15 protein-coding genes are annotated in these 14,111 nt (G+C 71.6%); 8 read left to right on the top strand and 7 right to left on the bottom strand.

Features of this window, described 5'->3' with window-relative positions:
- Nucleotides 1–244: 244 nt before the first annotated feature.
- Complete coding sequence (gene rarD, locus ACM9LD_RS12965) at nt 245–1,168, bottom strand: EamA family transporter RarD (RefSeq protein ID WP_415677052.1); 924 nt, start codon at nt 1,166–1,168, stop codon at nt 245–247.
- 85 nt (nt 1,169–1,253) lie between these two features.
- On the opposite strand from rarD, the gene cysS reads away from it, so the two are divergent.
- From cysS to ACM9LD_RS12950, 3 genes are read left to right on the top strand one after another with little or no spacing between them, the layout of a single operon-like run.
- Nucleotides 1,254–2,660 (top strand): cysteine--tRNA ligase, encoded by a 1,407-nt coding sequence (gene cysS / locus ACM9LD_RS12960; protein WP_415677051.1) that lies wholly within the window; start codon nt 1,254–1,256, stop codon nt 2,658–2,660.
- A gap of 11 nt (nt 2,661–2,671) precedes the next feature.
- On the top strand, nt 2,672–3,637 hold the full coding sequence (gene rlmB / locus ACM9LD_RS12955) for a 23S rRNA (guanosine(2251)-2'-O)-methyltransferase RlmB (RefSeq protein ID WP_415677050.1): 966 nt from the start codon (nt 2,672–2,674) through the stop codon (nt 3,635–3,637).
- Between the two features lie 25 nt (nt 3,638–3,662).
- Nucleotides 3,663–4,277, top strand: a complete 615-nt coding sequence (locus ACM9LD_RS12950; protein ID WP_415677049.1) for a TetR/AcrR family transcriptional regulator — start codon at nt 3,663–3,665, stop codon at nt 4,275–4,277.
- A gap of 4 nt (nt 4,278–4,281) precedes the next feature.
- Here the strand turns inward: ACM9LD_RS12950 and ACM9LD_RS12945 are convergent, their stop codons facing one another.
- The 5 genes from ACM9LD_RS12945 to ACM9LD_RS12925 form a co-directional block, all read right to left on the bottom strand.
- Nucleotides 4,282–5,037, bottom strand: coding sequence for a LamB/YcsF family protein (locus tag ACM9LD_RS12945; RefSeq protein WP_415677048.1), 756 nt, complete (start codon nt 5,035–5,037; stop codon nt 4,282–4,284).
- Nucleotides 5,034–5,936, bottom strand: a complete 903-nt coding sequence (locus ACM9LD_RS12940; RefSeq protein ID WP_415677047.1) for a metal ABC transporter permease — start codon at nt 5,934–5,936, stop codon at nt 5,034–5,036. Before ACM9LD_RS12940 ends, ACM9LD_RS12945 begins: the two co-directional genes overlap by 4 nt.
- Nucleotides 5,936–6,691, bottom strand: coding sequence for a metal ABC transporter ATP-binding protein (locus ACM9LD_RS12935; RefSeq protein ID WP_415677046.1), 756 nt, complete (start codon nt 6,689–6,691; stop codon nt 5,936–5,938). Before ACM9LD_RS12935 ends, ACM9LD_RS12940 begins: the two co-directional genes overlap by 1 nt.
- Nucleotides 6,688–7,584, bottom strand: a complete 897-nt coding sequence (locus ACM9LD_RS12930) for a metal ABC transporter solute-binding protein, Zn/Mn family (protein WP_415677045.1) — start codon at nt 7,582–7,584, stop codon at nt 6,688–6,690. The genes ACM9LD_RS12935 and ACM9LD_RS12930 overlap by 4 nt, the downstream gene beginning before the upstream one ends.
- 107 nt (nt 7,585–7,691) lie before the next feature.
- On the bottom strand, nt 7,692–8,120 hold the full coding sequence (locus ACM9LD_RS12925; protein WP_415677044.1) for a nuclear transport factor 2 family protein: 429 nt from the start codon (nt 8,118–8,120) through the stop codon (nt 7,692–7,694).
- 70 nt (nt 8,121–8,190) lie between these two features.
- Here ACM9LD_RS12925 and ACM9LD_RS12920 point away from each other — a divergent pair, with 70 nt between their 5' ends.
- From ACM9LD_RS12920 to ACM9LD_RS12905, 4 genes are all read left to right on the top strand, one after another.
- Nucleotides 8,191–8,748 carry a PadR family transcriptional regulator gene (locus tag ACM9LD_RS12920; protein WP_415677043.1) on the top strand — a complete coding sequence of 186 codons (558 nt, stop codon included), beginning with the start codon at nt 8,191–8,193 and terminating at the stop codon, nt 8,746–8,748.
- 76 nt (nt 8,749–8,824) lie between these two features.
- Complete coding sequence (locus tag ACM9LD_RS12915) at nt 8,825–9,637, top strand: hypothetical protein (protein ID WP_415677042.1); 813 nt, start codon at nt 8,825–8,827, stop codon at nt 9,635–9,637.
- Between the two features lie 164 nt (nt 9,638–9,801).
- Nucleotides 9,802–11,355, top strand: coding sequence for an LVIVD repeat-containing protein (locus ACM9LD_RS12910; RefSeq protein WP_415677041.1), 1,554 nt, complete (start codon nt 9,802–9,804; stop codon nt 11,353–11,355).
- The gene (locus tag ACM9LD_RS12905; RefSeq protein ID WP_415677040.1) at nt 11,352–12,080 is read left to right on the top strand and encodes a DUF305 domain-containing protein; all 729 of its coding nucleotides are present in this window, start codon (nt 11,352–11,354) and stop codon (nt 12,078–12,080) included. The genes ACM9LD_RS12910 and ACM9LD_RS12905 overlap by 4 nt, the downstream gene beginning before the upstream one ends.
- Nucleotides 12,081–12,094: 14 nt before the next feature.
- On the opposite strand, the gene ACM9LD_RS12900 is transcribed toward ACM9LD_RS12905, so the two are convergent.
- Entirely contained in the window at nt 12,095–13,066 is a 972-nt protein-coding gene (locus ACM9LD_RS12900; RefSeq protein ID WP_415677039.1) for a pirin family protein, read from the bottom strand.
- Between the two features lie 170 nt (nt 13,067–13,236).
- Between ACM9LD_RS12900 and ACM9LD_RS12895 the strand changes: the two genes are divergently transcribed.
- Complete coding sequence (locus tag ACM9LD_RS12895) at nt 13,237–14,103, top strand: alpha/beta fold hydrolase (protein ID WP_415677038.1); 867 nt, start codon at nt 13,237–13,239, stop codon at nt 14,101–14,103.
- The last annotated feature ends 8 nt before the right edge of the window (nt 14,104–14,111 follow it).

The following is a 14,111-nucleotide window of genomic DNA, read 5'->3' as shown; positions in this document are numbered from 1 at the left end:
GTTCGAACCCCCACCAGAAGCCGTGCTTGCGGTGGGGGATCGGCTGACCCCTGCGCGGCGTTCGGTCCCCCGTCTGAAGCCGAGCGCGTTTCGTGGGGGACCGGTTGACCCCCGCGCGACGTTCGGTCCCCCGCTGAACGCCATCACGGTCCCGCCCGCGTCGATCTGACCGTGCTGCGAGGGTATGCGTCACGCGCACGGCTGCGCAGAGCTACACACGAACAGCAGGAGTGCTGCCGTGGAGCTACGCCGCGAGCCGGCCGGCCCGCGCGCGACGCAGCGTCACCACGGTGTCGGTCGTGAGGAGGAGCAGCGCGACCCAGACGATGCCGAAGCCGATCCACCGCTCGGGGGAGACGTGCTCGCCCAGGAACAGCACCGCGCACAGCAGCTGCATGATGGGTGTCGCGAACTGGATCAGCCCGACCGTCACCAGCGGGATCCGGCGCGCGGCCGCGGCGAAGAGGAGCAGCGGCACCGCGGTGGCGACGCCCGCGAAGGCGAGCAGCGCGGCGTGCCCGGCGCCGTGGCGCGCGAAGTCGAGTCCGCCGCCCCACACGGCGATGCCCACGAGTACCGCCGCGGCGATCGGCGCGAGGATCGCGGTCTCCAGCGTCAGGCCCTGCAGCGCGTTCAGGTGCACGCCGACCTTGTTCTTCACCAGCCCGTAGAGGCCGAACGAGAAGGCCAGCGCCAGCGCCGTCACGGGGAACGTCCCGGCCACGACGGCCAGGTAGACGAAGGCCAGGACGCCGATGCCGACGGCCACCCACTGGAGCGGCCGCAGCCGCTCGCGCAGCACCACGACGCCGAGCGCCACCGTGACCAGCGGGTTGAGGAAGTAGCCGAGCGCCGCGTCCGACGTGTGGCCCGACGTGACCGCCACGATGTAGACGATCCAGTTGGTGGAGATGAGCAGGGCGGCGATCGTCACCCCGGCCAGCAGCCGCGGCTGGCGCAGCACCGGCCGGATCCAGCCGAGGTCGCGCAGGATCAACAGCGCGGCGCCGCACAGCACCAGCGTCCACAGAATCCGGTGCGCCAGGATCTCCCACGGCCCGGTGGGCCTGAGGGCGTCGAAGTAGAGGGGGAACAGGCCCCACAGCAGGTACGCGGCGATGCCCATGGCGGTGCCGCGGGTCACCTCGGAGACGTCGCGTTCGGGCACCGAATGATCCTACCTTTTCGGGCGCGCACCGTCGAAGCCCCTGACCTGCGAGGCGCGCGCACCGCGACCCGTAGAATCAGTCGACGTGACGCTGCGCCTTTACGACTCCCTGACCCGCGAGGTCCGTGACTTCGTGCCCCTCGTGGACGGCAAGGCGGGCATCTACCTCTGCGGCGCGACGGTCCAGGGCGTTCCCCACATCGGCCACATCCGCAGCGGCGTGGCCTTCGACGTGCTGCGGCGCTGGCTGATCGCGAAGGGCCTCGACGTGGCCTTCGTCCGCAACGTGACCGACATCGACGACAAGATCCTGCGCAAGGCCGCCGAGGCGGGCCGCCCCTGGTGGGAGTGGGCCGCGACGCACGAGCGCGAGTTCACCCGCGCCTACGACGCCCTGGGCGTGCTGCCCCCGTCCGCGGAACCGCGGGCCACCGGGTTCATCACCCAGATGGTCACGTACATGGAGCGGATGATCGAGCGCGGCCACGCCTACGCGGCGCCGTCGGGCGCGGGCAACGACGTGTACTTCTCCGTCCGCAGCCTCCCGACCTACGGCGAGCTGAGCCGGCAGAAGGTCGACGACGTGCAGCAGGGCGAGACCCTCGCCGAGGGCAAGCGCGACCCGCTGGACTTCACCCTGTGGAAGGCCGCGAAGCCGGGCGAGCCGAGCTGGCCCTCACCGTGGGGCGACGGGCGGCCGGGGTGGCACCTGGAGTGCTCGGCGATGGCGACGAGCTACCTGGGCGCCCAGTTCGACATCCACTGCGGCGGCATGGACCTGGTCTTCCCGCACCACGAGAACGAGATTGCGCAGGCGCACGGCGCGGGCGATCCGTTCGCGAACTACTGGCTGCACAACGGCTGGGTAACGATGTCGGGCGAGAAGATGAGCAAGTCGCTCGGCAACGTCGTCTCGATCCCGAACCTCCTCACGCAGTACCGCGCCGTCGAGCTGCGCTACTACCTCGGCTCGGCGCACTACCGGTCGATGCAGGAGTACTCCGCGGGCGCACTGGACGAGGCCGTCACGGCCTACGGCCGGATCGAGGCGTTCGTGCGGCGCACCGTCGAACGGGCGGGGGAGGTGCCCGTCGGGGAGTGGACCGACGGTTTCGCTGCCGCGCTCGACGACGATCTGGGCGTACCGTCGGCGTTGGCGGAGGTCCACGGCACGGTGCGGGCCGGGAACGCGGCGCTGGAGTCGGGGAACCTCGACGAGGCGCGGCGGCTCGCGGGCGCGGTGCGGGCCATGACGGCGATCCTCGGCGTCGATCCGCTGGACCCGCACTGGGTCACGGAGAACGCCGGCGACGGCCAGGCCATGGACGCGCTCGGCGTGCTGGTGCAGGCCGAGCTCGAGCGGCGTGCCGCCGCCCGGGCCGAGAAGAACTGGGCGGAGGCCGACGCGTCGCGCGACCGGCTGCACGCCGCGGGTATCGAGGTGACCGACGGTGCCGACGGCTCCGCCTGGACCCTGAAGACGAATAAGTAGGAGGCGGACTGATGGCAGGCAATTCGCAGCGCCGCGGCGCGGTCCGCAAGGCGGGCACCAAGAAGGGGCAGGTCCAGGGCTCGGGCGGCGTCCGGCGCCGCGGGCTCGAGGGGCGCGGCGCGACGCCGGCCGCCAAGGACCGCCCGTACCACCCCGCGCACAAGAAGGCGCGGGCCGCGGCGAAGGCGGCCACCACGCCGCAGCGCCGGCCGAAGGTCGCCGGCCGCGCCGCCGACGACGGCCCCGAGTACGTCCTCGGCCGCAACCCCGTCGTCGAGTGCCTCCGCGCGGGCGTCCCCGCGTCGGCGCTGTACGTCGCGATCGGCTCGCAGAACGATGAGCGGCTCACCGAGTCCGTGCAGATCGCGGCCGATACGGGCATCGCGATCCTCGAGGTGCAGAAGGGCGAGCTCGACCGGCTCAGCGACAACGGCCTGCACCAGGGTGTCGCCCTGCAGGTGCCGCCGTACCAGTACGCGCACCCGGAGGACCTCCTCGCCCGGGCGCGGGACCGCGGCGAGGCGCCGCTCATCGTCGCGCTCGACAACATCACCGACCCCCGCAACCTGGGCGCCGTCATCCGGTCGACGGCCGCGTTCGGCGGGCACGGCGTGGTCATCCCGGGTCGACGGTCCGCGGCCGTCACCGCCGTCACCTGGCGCACCTCCGCGGGCGCGGCGGCCCGGCTGCCCGTCGCGCAGGCGCCGAACCTCAACCGTGCGCTCGCCGAATACGCGGCCGCCGGCCTGCAGGTCGTGGGCCTCGACGCGGGCGGCGACGTGGATCTTGACGACTACCGCGCCGACACCGGCGTGGTCGTGGTCGTCGGCTCCGAGGGCAAGGGCCTCTCGCGACTGGTGCGGGAGAACTGCGACTCGATCCTGTCGATCCCGATCGCGTCGTCGGTCGAGTCGCTCAACGCCTCGGTCGCCGCGGGGGTCGTCCTGGCCGAGTTCGCCCGACAGCGCCGTCAGTAAAGGTCAAGTGCGTTAGCCTGAACCAATGACCTCACTCGAGGAGCGGCAGGAGTCGCGGCGCCGGCAGATGCTCGACGCCGGGATCGCGCTCCTCGGCGGTCCCGAGGCCGGGGCGCTCGGCGTCCGCGCCGTGTGCCGATCCACGAGCATCACCGAGCGCTACTTCTACGAGGCATTCGGCACGCGCGACGGCTTCGCGCACGCGATCTACGACGACGTCAGCAGCCGCGCGCAGGAGGTGCTGGTCCATGCGCTCGGGACGACCCGGGCCGACGCCGTGGCGACCGGGAATCCGGTGACCTCCGTCATGATGGCGGAGGGGGTCATCACCGCGTACGTCGAGTTCGTCGTCGACCAGCCGGAGATCGGCCGGGTGCTCCTGCTCGGGCCCTACCGCGAGGCGGTGCTCTCCGAGCGAGGCCTCAGCAGCATGCCCGGCTTCTTCAACGTGGTCGCCGGCGCGCTGCCGAACTCGGTCGACGCCACCACGCGCCGGCTCGTCGCCACCGGCCTCGTCGGCGCGCTGACCACGCTGTTCACCGAGTACATCGCCGGACGACTCGACGTCACGCGTGAGCGGCTCATCGGCCACTGCGTCCGCCTCGTCGCCACCGCGCCGCAGCGGTTCCAGGAGGCCTGAGGCGCTACGCGAACCGCGCGACCGTCACGCCGGCACCGTCGAGCACGGTGCGCAGGCGTCGCGCGACGGCGACGGCCGACGGGTTGTCGCCGTGCACGCACACCGAATCCGGCGTGAGCTCCACCTCGCTGCCGTCGATCGCCTCGACGGTGCCGTCGCCGACCATGCGCAGCACCCGCGCGGCGATCTCGTCGGGATCGTGCAGCACCGAGCCTTCCCGCGAGCGGGGGACGAGCGCACCGTCGGGCAGGTAGGCGCGGTCGGCGAAGGCCTCCCGCACCGTGCGCAGCCCGCGCTCGGCGGCGATGCGGAGGAAGGCGGAACCGGGGAGGCCGAGGACCGGCAGCTCCGGCGCGGCCGCGAGCACGCCCGCCACGACGGCCGCGGCCTGCGCCTCATCGGCGACGATCCGGTTGTAGAGCGCGCCGTGCGGCTTGACGTAGTCGACGGTGCCGCCGACACTCCGCGCGATCGCCTGCAGCGCGCCGATCTGGTAGATCACGTCGGCGGTGAGGTCCGCGGCGGGGACGTCCATGGAGCGGCGGCCGAAGCCCCGCAGGTCCGCATAGCCCACCTGGGCGCCGATCGCCACGCCCTTGGCCACCGCCGCGGCGCAGGTCTCGCGCAGCGTCGTCGGGTCGCCGGCGTGGAAGCCGCACGCGACGTTGGCCGAGGTCACCACGTCGAGCAGCGCGGCGTCGTCGCCGAGGCGCCAGGCCCCGTAGGACTCGCCGCAGTCGGCGTTGAGGTCGATTCTCACGACCTCGACGGTAGCGCGTGCTGGCAGTCGTGCGCGGGAGCGTCGACGGGCGCGACGGTGCCGCGGCGGCCGCGCTGCCCGAGCAGGCGGCAGACCATGTAGATCAGGAACGAGATCGACGTGACGAACACCGACACCGGCAGCGCGGGGGCCAGCGACAGGATGATGCCGCCGACGGCGGACACCAGCGCGAAGATCAGCGAGAGCACCGTCGCCCTACCGGGCGAGCTGGTGACCCGTGCGGCCGCGGCGGCCGGCGTGATGAGCAGGCTCATCACCAGCAGCGCCCCGACGATCTGCACGCCCTGCGCGGCCGCGGCGCCCACGAGCATCGCGAAGACCACCGACAGCGTCTTGACCGGGACGCCGTGCGCGGCGGCCACGTCGGGGTCGGTCGAGAGGAACAGCAGCGGCCGGTAGATGAACGCGAGGATCAGCAGCACCACGACGGTGGTGATCGCCATGAGCGTCACCCCGCTCATCCCGACGGCCACGATCTGACCGGTGAGCAGCGCGAACGCGGTGCCCTGCCTGCCCTCGTGCAGCGCCAGGAACAGCACCGACAGGCCCAGGCCGAAGGCCATGATCACGCCGATCACCGAGTCCCGCTCGCGCGCGTAGACGCCGAGCAGGCCGAACAGCAGGCCCGCGACGAGGGCGCCGAGCAGCGCGCCCGAGCCCACGCTCCAGCCCATGAGCAGCGCGAAGGCGGCGCCCGTGAGCGACAGCTCGGAGGTGCCGTGCACGCTGAACGCCATCTGTCGCGAGACGATGAGCGGGCCCATCACCCCGGCCAGCACGCCGAGCAGCGCCGCGGCGAGCAGCGCCTGCTGCACGAAGGGCTGCTGCAGCAGCTCCCAGGTGAGGGAGAAGTTCGTCAGATTCTCGAGCCGGTCCATCAGTGCTCCCCTCCCACCACGACCAGCCGGTCGCGCACGTGCAGCACGTCGACGGGGGTGCGGTACAGCCGGGTCAGCCGCTCGGAGGTCATCACCTCGGCGGTCGGCCCCACCTCGAACCGCCCGTCCACCAGGTAGAGGACGCGGTCGCAGTAGGGGAGCACCGGGTTGATCTCGTGCGTCACGAACAGCACGGCGGTGTCGTGCTCGCGGCGGCGGCGCTCGATGAGCGAGACGGCCAGCTGCTGGTTGCCCGGGTCGAGCGAGAGCAGCGGCTCGTCGCAGAGCAGGATCGTCGGGTCGGAGGCCAGGGCCTGCGCCACCCGCAGGCGCTGCTGCTCGCCGCCGGATAGGGAGCCGATGGGCGCCTCGGCGAAGGCCTCGGCGTCCACCTGCTTCAGGGCCGCGTCGACGGCGGACCGTCGGGCGGCGCGGTTTCGCAGGCCGAGGCCCCAGGCGGCACCGTCGAAGCCCAGGCCCACGAGGTCGCGCCCGCGCAGGGGCACGGCCCCGTCGAGCGCGCGCTGCTGCGGGATGTAGCCGATCCGGCCGTTCACGTCCACGGTGCCGGCGGAGAGGTGGCTCTGGCCGAGCAGGATGCGCAGCAGCGAGGTCTTGCCGGCGCCGTTCGGGCCGAGCACGGCCACGAACTCGCCGGGCGCGATGTCGAGGTCGAGCCCGTCCCAGAGGGTGCGGTCCCCGTAGCGCAGCCCGGCGTCCCGCAGGCGGATCACCGGGTCCGACGGTGCGCTCACGGGCGCGGCGCGAGCGCGTCGGAGAGCGCCTTGACGTTGCTCGCCTGCCACGCGACGTAGTCGTCGACGCCCGCGGGCAGCGACTCGGTGACCTTGACGACGGGCACGCCCGCGGTCTCGGCGGTCTTCGCGAGCGCGGCGGTGACGGGGCTCTCGGTCTGGCCGTTGAGCACCACGGCCCGTACCTGCTTGCCGCTGACCAGCGCGTTCGCGGCCGCGATCTCGGCGGGCGCCGGGTCGGTGCCGGACTCGATGGCCGCGGTGTAGCGCGCGGGGGCGGCGTCGGTCAGGCCCGCGAGCGTCAGCAGGTAGCCGGCGACGGGCTCGGTCGCGGCGATCTTGGCGCCGGGGTTGGCGTGGCCGATGGCGCGGGCCTGGCCGATGACGGTGTCGAGCTTCGTGGAGAAGGCCGCGGCGCGGCTCTCGTAGCCCTCGCGGTGCGCGGAGTCCTTCTCGGCGAGCGCCTTCGCGACGGCCGTCGCGACCTTCTGCATGGTGGGCAGGTCGTAGAAGACGTGCTCGTTCTCGCCCTTCGGGTCCTGTAGCGCGACCGCGTCGACCTTGGCCGCGGCGGCGCCCTCGGCGGCCTGCTCCATGTAGGCGTCGTAGTGGCCGCCGTTGAAGACGAGCACGGCGGCCTTCTTGACCTTGAGCGTGTCCTGGGCGGAGGGCTCGAACTCGTGCGGGTCGCCCGTCGGGTTGGCGAACAGCGAGGTCACCGTCGCGTCGCCGCCGGCGACGGCCTGGGCGACCGCGCCGTAGACGTCGGTCGAGGCCACGACGGCGGGCTTGCCGTCGCCCGTGTCCGAGGAGGACGTCCCGCACGCGGTGAGCGCGAGGGCCAGGGCGGCGACGGCGCCGGCGACCCGGGTGAGACGAAGGCGGTTGCGCACGGTCGAGCTCCTCTGACAGCAATGGGAATCGTTGTCATTTAGAGTAGCGGCGTCGCCGTTGCACTGTCGAATAGGCGGATGCGCATGTATCGGCGCATCCGGCGTGGTCAGGCCCCGGGGGTGCCGGCCGCTCCGGCGGCCTCGGCCTGGGCGGTGGCGGCGGCCTCCTCGGCGATGGCGCCGAACTGCGCACCCATGGCGGCGGAGAGGGCCTGCGCGGCGGAGAGCGGGCGGACCATCACCATGAAGTCGTCGATCTTGCCCTCGGCGTTGACGTGGATGAAGTCGCAGCCGGTGATCTTCTTGCCGTCGACGGCGGCCTCGAAGACGAGCGCGTGGTCGTCGCCGTCGTTGATCTCGCGCACGTAGCGGAAGTCCTCGAAGACGCGCAGAACGCCGCGCAGGATGGCCGCCGTGATGTGCCGGCCCTCGTAGGGCTTGAACGCGACGGGGCTGGTGAAGGTCACGTCGTCGGCGAGCAGGCCGTCGAAGGCCCCGCCGTCGCGGGCCTCGACGGCGGCACGGAACTCACGCATGGCAACTCCTAGTAAATTTGTTGAGTAGGCATCCACGAGTATAGGCAACTAGTTGACTAGAATGGAAGGCATGGCGCTGCGGCACGCGATCTCCTCGACCCTGCTGGTGTTGGGGGAGGCCTCCGGGTACGACCTCTCGAAGGAGTTCGACGGTGCCCGCGCGAACTTCTGGGTCGCCACGCCGCAGCAGCTCTATCGGGAGCTCGAGCGCATGGAGTCCGACGGGGCGATCGTCGCGCGGACCGTCGAACAGGAGAAGCGGCCCACCAAGCGCGTCTTCCGGCTCACCGACGCCGGTCGTAGCGAGCTCGCCGCCTTCACCGCGACCTCGCCGCGCGCGACGGCGATCCGCGACGAGTTGATGGTGCAGGTGCAGGCCGTCGAGGTCGGCGACCCGGCCGCCGTGTGCGATGCCGTGGCCGCGCTCCGCGACGCCGCTGCCGCCAAGCTCGCCTACTACGAGCGGATCGAGCGCACCTGGCTCGGCGGCCGCGGCCGCGACGAGCTGCTCGCGGACCCGCACCTCGGCGGCCCCTATCTCACGCTGCTGCGCGGCCTGTCCTTCGAGCGCGAGAACATCGCCTGGTGCGATCTCGCGCTGCCGGTGCTGCGCGCCCGGATCGCCTGACGCGCGGCGTTTCCCGGGCCGTGCGCCCGTCGCTGTGTCACGATGGCGAGGGAACGCTTCTGGGGAGGGGCTCGACATGAACGGTGACCGGGGACTGCGCGCACGCTTCAGCACGACGGCCGGGGGTGGGATCGCGCTGTGCGCGCTCCTCGCGACCGCGGCGTGCGATGGCGGCGGGACGACCACCACGACGGAGACGGTCACGGCGACGCCGGCCGCGTCCTCGGCGGGGAGCGCCGCGACCACGACGGGCGGAACGAGTGCGCCGGCCGCGGCTGCGACGGTAGGCGAGGTGCCGGGCAGCGCGGGCGCCGCGAAGGCCCTGCGGCCCTGGCTCGCCGACGTCGTGGCGAAGGACCTCGGTGCGCTCACCACGAAGTGCTGGACGCAGCCGCCGAGCGTCGTCGGCGAGATGTACGGCGATGCCGCGCGGATCACCGAGGCCGTCTCCAAGCCCGGCGTGCTGGGCCAGTTCGGCCCGTCGTGGAAGAGCGCGACCACTACCGTCCAACTGCGCCCGAGCGAGGTCGCGTCGTCCTACGGCTGCCCCGACGTCTACGCGGCGGGCGCCTCGATCCCGATCGAGAAGGCGCGGTACGCCGTCGTCCGATACCTGGGCCGACAGTTCGGGAAGCCGGTGAACGCGGCCGATGTCGAGGCGGACTATCCGCTGCTGTGCCAGGCCGGTGGCGGTGCCCCGGACCTGTCCGAGGCCACGGGTTTCGACGCCGGGCAGGTCGGTGCGCCGCGGGAGGTCAGGAACGCATCGACCACCGTGACCTCGGTGACCGCGCAGGTCGCGACCCGCTCGGGGATCCGGAAGGCCGCCAACTTCACGCTCGACACGGGCCCGAACGGCTACTGCATCAGGGCCCTGACCATCCGCTAACGCGGAATCCGGGCGCTGACACTCCGCTCGGCATTTTCGGTGGTTCCGCGGAAAGTTAACGAGTGATTCCTTAGGCTGCCTGCAGGAACAACCCGCGTACGGGTGCCATTGTCATCTGCATCCCGTTTCGGATCGCCCGGGACCTGCGGGAATGCGGAGGATGTATGAGGATCACCGGTGTCAGGGCCTCGGCCCCGCTGCGCTGCCTGCTGGCCGGCCTGCTCGTGGCGGTGGGGGTGGCGGGCGCGCCGGGCGTGGCGCAGGCCGACCCGTCGTACTTCCCCACGACCGGCAGGTGGGACAAGGCGGTGCCGCGCGCCGACTGCCGCGAGGGCGACCGCGTCGAAACGGGGATTCAGGGGGACGTCCCGCTCGAGGATCGCAAGAGTCGGCGCAGCACCAAGGGCTACAACTGCAACATCGACCTCGTCGGCCAGTACCAGGGCGACGGCGCGGGCATCGTCAGCCCGAGCTACAAGAACTGCTCCTACATCTCCACCACTTTCCCGACGAACTTCGCCGGAGGCCGTGGGCCCGGCGTGCGGGTCATCGACAACTCCGACCCGAGGAACCCGAGGCAGACGGCGGTCCTCAACGAGCTCGGCATGGTCACCGGGACGTGGGAATCGCTCAAGGTCAACGCGAAGCGGGGCCTGCTCGTCGGCACCTCCGTCCCGTTCCTGACGGGGTTCGGCTACATCGCGATCTACGACATCTCGAAGGACTGCTCGCGCCCGCGGCTGCTCAACCCGGGCCCCGGCTCGAACCTGGCGATGCCGATCCCGATCACCACCCACGAGGGCGACTTCTCGCCCGACGGGAGGACGTACTGGGCATCCGGGCCGATCGCGGGGCATCTCAGCGCCGTGGATATCACCGATCCCGCCAACCCGATGGTCGTCTGGTCGGGCATCACGGGGATCGAGGGGCACGGCATAGGCTTCTCGCCCGATGGTCGCCAGCTCTACGCATCCACGCTCGCCGGCATCACCGTGATCGACGTCTCGGCGATCCAGGACCGTCGGCCGCGCACCGTGGTCACGGCGCCGGTGCCGCACGTCGGGCGCAAGTTCTGGCTCGACGGGAACATCACGCAACACAGCATCTACGTCACCTACGGCGGCAGGCCCCACGTCTACGTCGTCGACGAGGCCGGATCGGGCGGTGTGAAACTGCTCGCTCTCACCGATCTCAAGGACCTCAAGCTCCGCAACCAGATCAAGCTCGAGATCAACCTGCCGAAGAACGCGACGAAGTGGGCGTCCAGTGCCACGTCGAACGGCGTCTTCGGCTACGACGCGCACTACTGCACCGTCGACCGGCCGGAGCAGCCGACGGCCATGGCGTGCGGCTGGATCCAGTCCGGGATCCGCGTCTTCGACATCCGCGACCCTGACCGGATCCGGGAGATCGCCTACTTCAACCCGCCGGCGCAGACGGGGAAGAATCTGCAACTACCGAACTCGACGCACGCCCTGCTCGGTTCGATCGTCGCGCCGCCGATCATGGGCACGCTGTCGATCGCGCGGTCGATCCTGCAGGGGCAGGCCCCGGTCAACGGGATCATCAACGACCAGAGCAGGCTCCTGGGCGCGGATCTCTCGGCCGACTGGTGCATGTCGCCGCCGGAGTTCCGCGGCAACGAGCTCATGGTCAGTTGCATGGACAACGGCTTCTTGCGCCTGCGCATCGACCCGAAGGTGTACTCGCCACGATGACGGGATTCACGGAACGGCGGTCCGTGCGCGCGGCCGCCGCAGTGCTGGCGATCGCCCTGGCGGTCGCGATCGGCGTCCTGATCGGGAGGGGCGCCCAGCCGGCGGAGCCCGAGCAGCAGCCGGGCGGGACGCAGCGGCTCAGCGCCGCCGACATCGGCTTCGCACAGGACATGATCGCGCACCATCAGCAGGCGCTGCAGATGGTCGAGTTGCTGGGGCCCGACCTCAGCGTGGACGTGCGGGGTATCGCGACGCAGATCCAGCTCTCGCAGAGCAGGGAGATCGGTGTGCTCATGGGCTGGCTCGAGGTGCTGGGGGAGCCGCTGCAGAACCCGAACCCGATGGCCTGGATGACGGACGAGCCCCCGGCATCGTCGACCCCGAGCGCACCGGGAGGGCACGCCGGCCACGCGATGCCCGCAACGACGTCGAACTCGGCGTCGCCTGCGCCGACGATGCAGCACGCCATGCCCGGGATGGCGACGAGCGAGGAGCTCACGGCGCTGACCACCGCGTCGGGTGTGCAGCAGGAGGTCCGGTTCCTGCAGCTGATGCTCCGCCACCACCAGGGCGGCGTCGACATGGCGGGGTACGCGCAACGCGGCGGCGACGCGCCGGCGGTCCGCCAGCGCGCCACGGCCATGGCCAAGGGACAGTCCGACGAGATCAGCATGATGCTGGTCCAGCTCACCGCGCGCAACGCGACCTCGCTGCCGTACCCCTGAAACCGGGAAAGCGATCAGCGCACGACGTGCGGCATGAGCGCGTCGGGCGGGACCACGCCGAACTTGCCGGCGTTGTAATCCTCGAGCGCCTGGATCAGCTCGGCCTTGGTGTTCATCACGAACGGGCCGTACTGGGCGACGGTCTCGCGGATCGGGCGGCCGCCCAGGATCAGCACCTCCATCGCGGGCCGGTGCGAGTCCTGCGACTCGTCGGCGGCCACGGTGATCCGGTCGCCGGGGCCGAGCTGCGCGAGCTGGCCCTGGTGGATCGGGTGCCCCACGGGCCCGACGGTGCCCTTGCCGCTCAGCACGTAGACCAGCGCGTTGAAGTCGCGGTTCCACGGCAGCGAGGCCTCGGCGCCGGGCGCGATGGTCGCGTGCACGAAGTTGATCGGGGTGCGGGTGGAGCCGGGGCCGGCGTGCCCGTCGACCTCGCCCGCGACGACGCGGATCAGCGCGCCGCCGTCCTGCGTGGTGACGAGCGTGGTCTGGCCGCCCTCGAGGTTCTGGTAGGCGGGCGTCGTGAACTTCTCCGACTTGGGGAGGTTCACCCACAGCTGGATGCCGTGGAAGGTGCCGCCCGACTCGACCAGTTCGGCCGGCGGGGTCTCGATGTGCAGGATGCCGGAGCCTGCGGTCATCCACTGGGTGGCGCCGTCCTGGATGAGTCCGCCGCCGCCGTGGCTGTCCTGGTGCTGGAACAGGCCGTCGATCATGTAGGTGACGGTCTCGAAGCCGCGGTGCGGGTGCCAGTTGGTGCCCTTGGGCTCGCCGGGCTCGTACTCGACCTCGCCCATCTGGTCCATGTGGATGAACGGGTCCAGGTCGCGCGGGTGCACGCCCGCGAAGGCGCGGACGACGGGGAAGCCTTCGCCCTCGTGGCCGCGGGGGCCGGTGGTGATCTTCCGGACGGGGCGCTGCGTGTCCGACGGTGCCGCCGCGGCGATGCGGGGCAGGGTCAGGGTGTCTGCGGTGACGGCGGGCATGTCGTCCTCCTCGATTGGCTGGTGACGCTGACACTACCATCAACCGGACTGCAGTCCGATTAATTCCAGCGGGTTGATGCGTCGAGGAATCGGCCGATTTTCTCGTGGGAGCTTGTATGCCCCGTGTGGCGCGGAAATCAGCCGGTTCTCCGACGGATACGCTCGGAGCCGTGACTCGATCAGTGGGCTTGGCCGTCTCGTACGACGGCACGGAGATCTTCTACGCCGACTACGCGGCAGCAGCGGGCAGTGATACCGGCGCTGCGAAGCCGGCGTTCCTGCTGGTCCACGGCTGGTCGGCGAGCTCGGACTCGTGGGGCGCGGCGTTCGTCGGTGAGCTCACCGCCGCCGGGCACCGCGTCGTCGCGGTGGACAACCGCGGCCACGGCCGCAGCTCGGTCCCGGACTCGGAGCACCCCTACTCCACGGAACGCTTCGCCGACGACCTCGCGGTGATCCGACGCGACCTGGGCCTGACCGACGTGATCCTCGTCGGCTGGTCCTACGGCGGCCTCGTCATCGCCGACCACCTCGCCACCCACGGCACGGACGGAGTCACGGCCGTCGGTCTCATCGGCGCCATCACCTCCATCGGCGGCTCCAAGGAGACCGGCCCGTTCCCCGGCGGCGTCACCGGCGAGTCCATGAACGCCGCCCTGCCGGCCGCCCTGTCTGCGCATGCCGGCAAGGCCATCACCGCGCTCGCGAAGCTGCGGATGCTGCCGCGCGGCTTCGACCAGGACGCACTCGGCCCCGTCGCCCAGCAGCAGTTCGGGATCGCGCTCTCGACGCCCCCGGCCGTGCGCGGCGGGCTGTTCCGGCGCACCGTCGACCACGACGCCGACCTCGCGGCCTGGACCTTCCCGGTCCTGGTGCAGCACGGCCGCGACGACGAGGTCGTGGCACCGTCGACCGCGGAGCACCACGCCCGGATCCTGCCGAACGCGACCCTGTCGTGGTGGGACGGCGGCGGACACGCCCCGTTCGTCGTCGACCCCGCCCGCAGCGCCCGCGAACTCCTCGAACTGGCGCGCTGATCGGCCGG

Source organism: Tsukamurella hominis, assembly GCF_965137015.1.
GTDB classification, from domain to species: Bacteria; Actinomycetota; Actinomycetes; order Mycobacteriales; family Mycobacteriaceae; genus Tsukamurella; species Tsukamurella hominis.
Note: the sequence above shows the minus strand (reverse complement) of the source record. Positions and strands in the feature narration are given on the sequence as shown.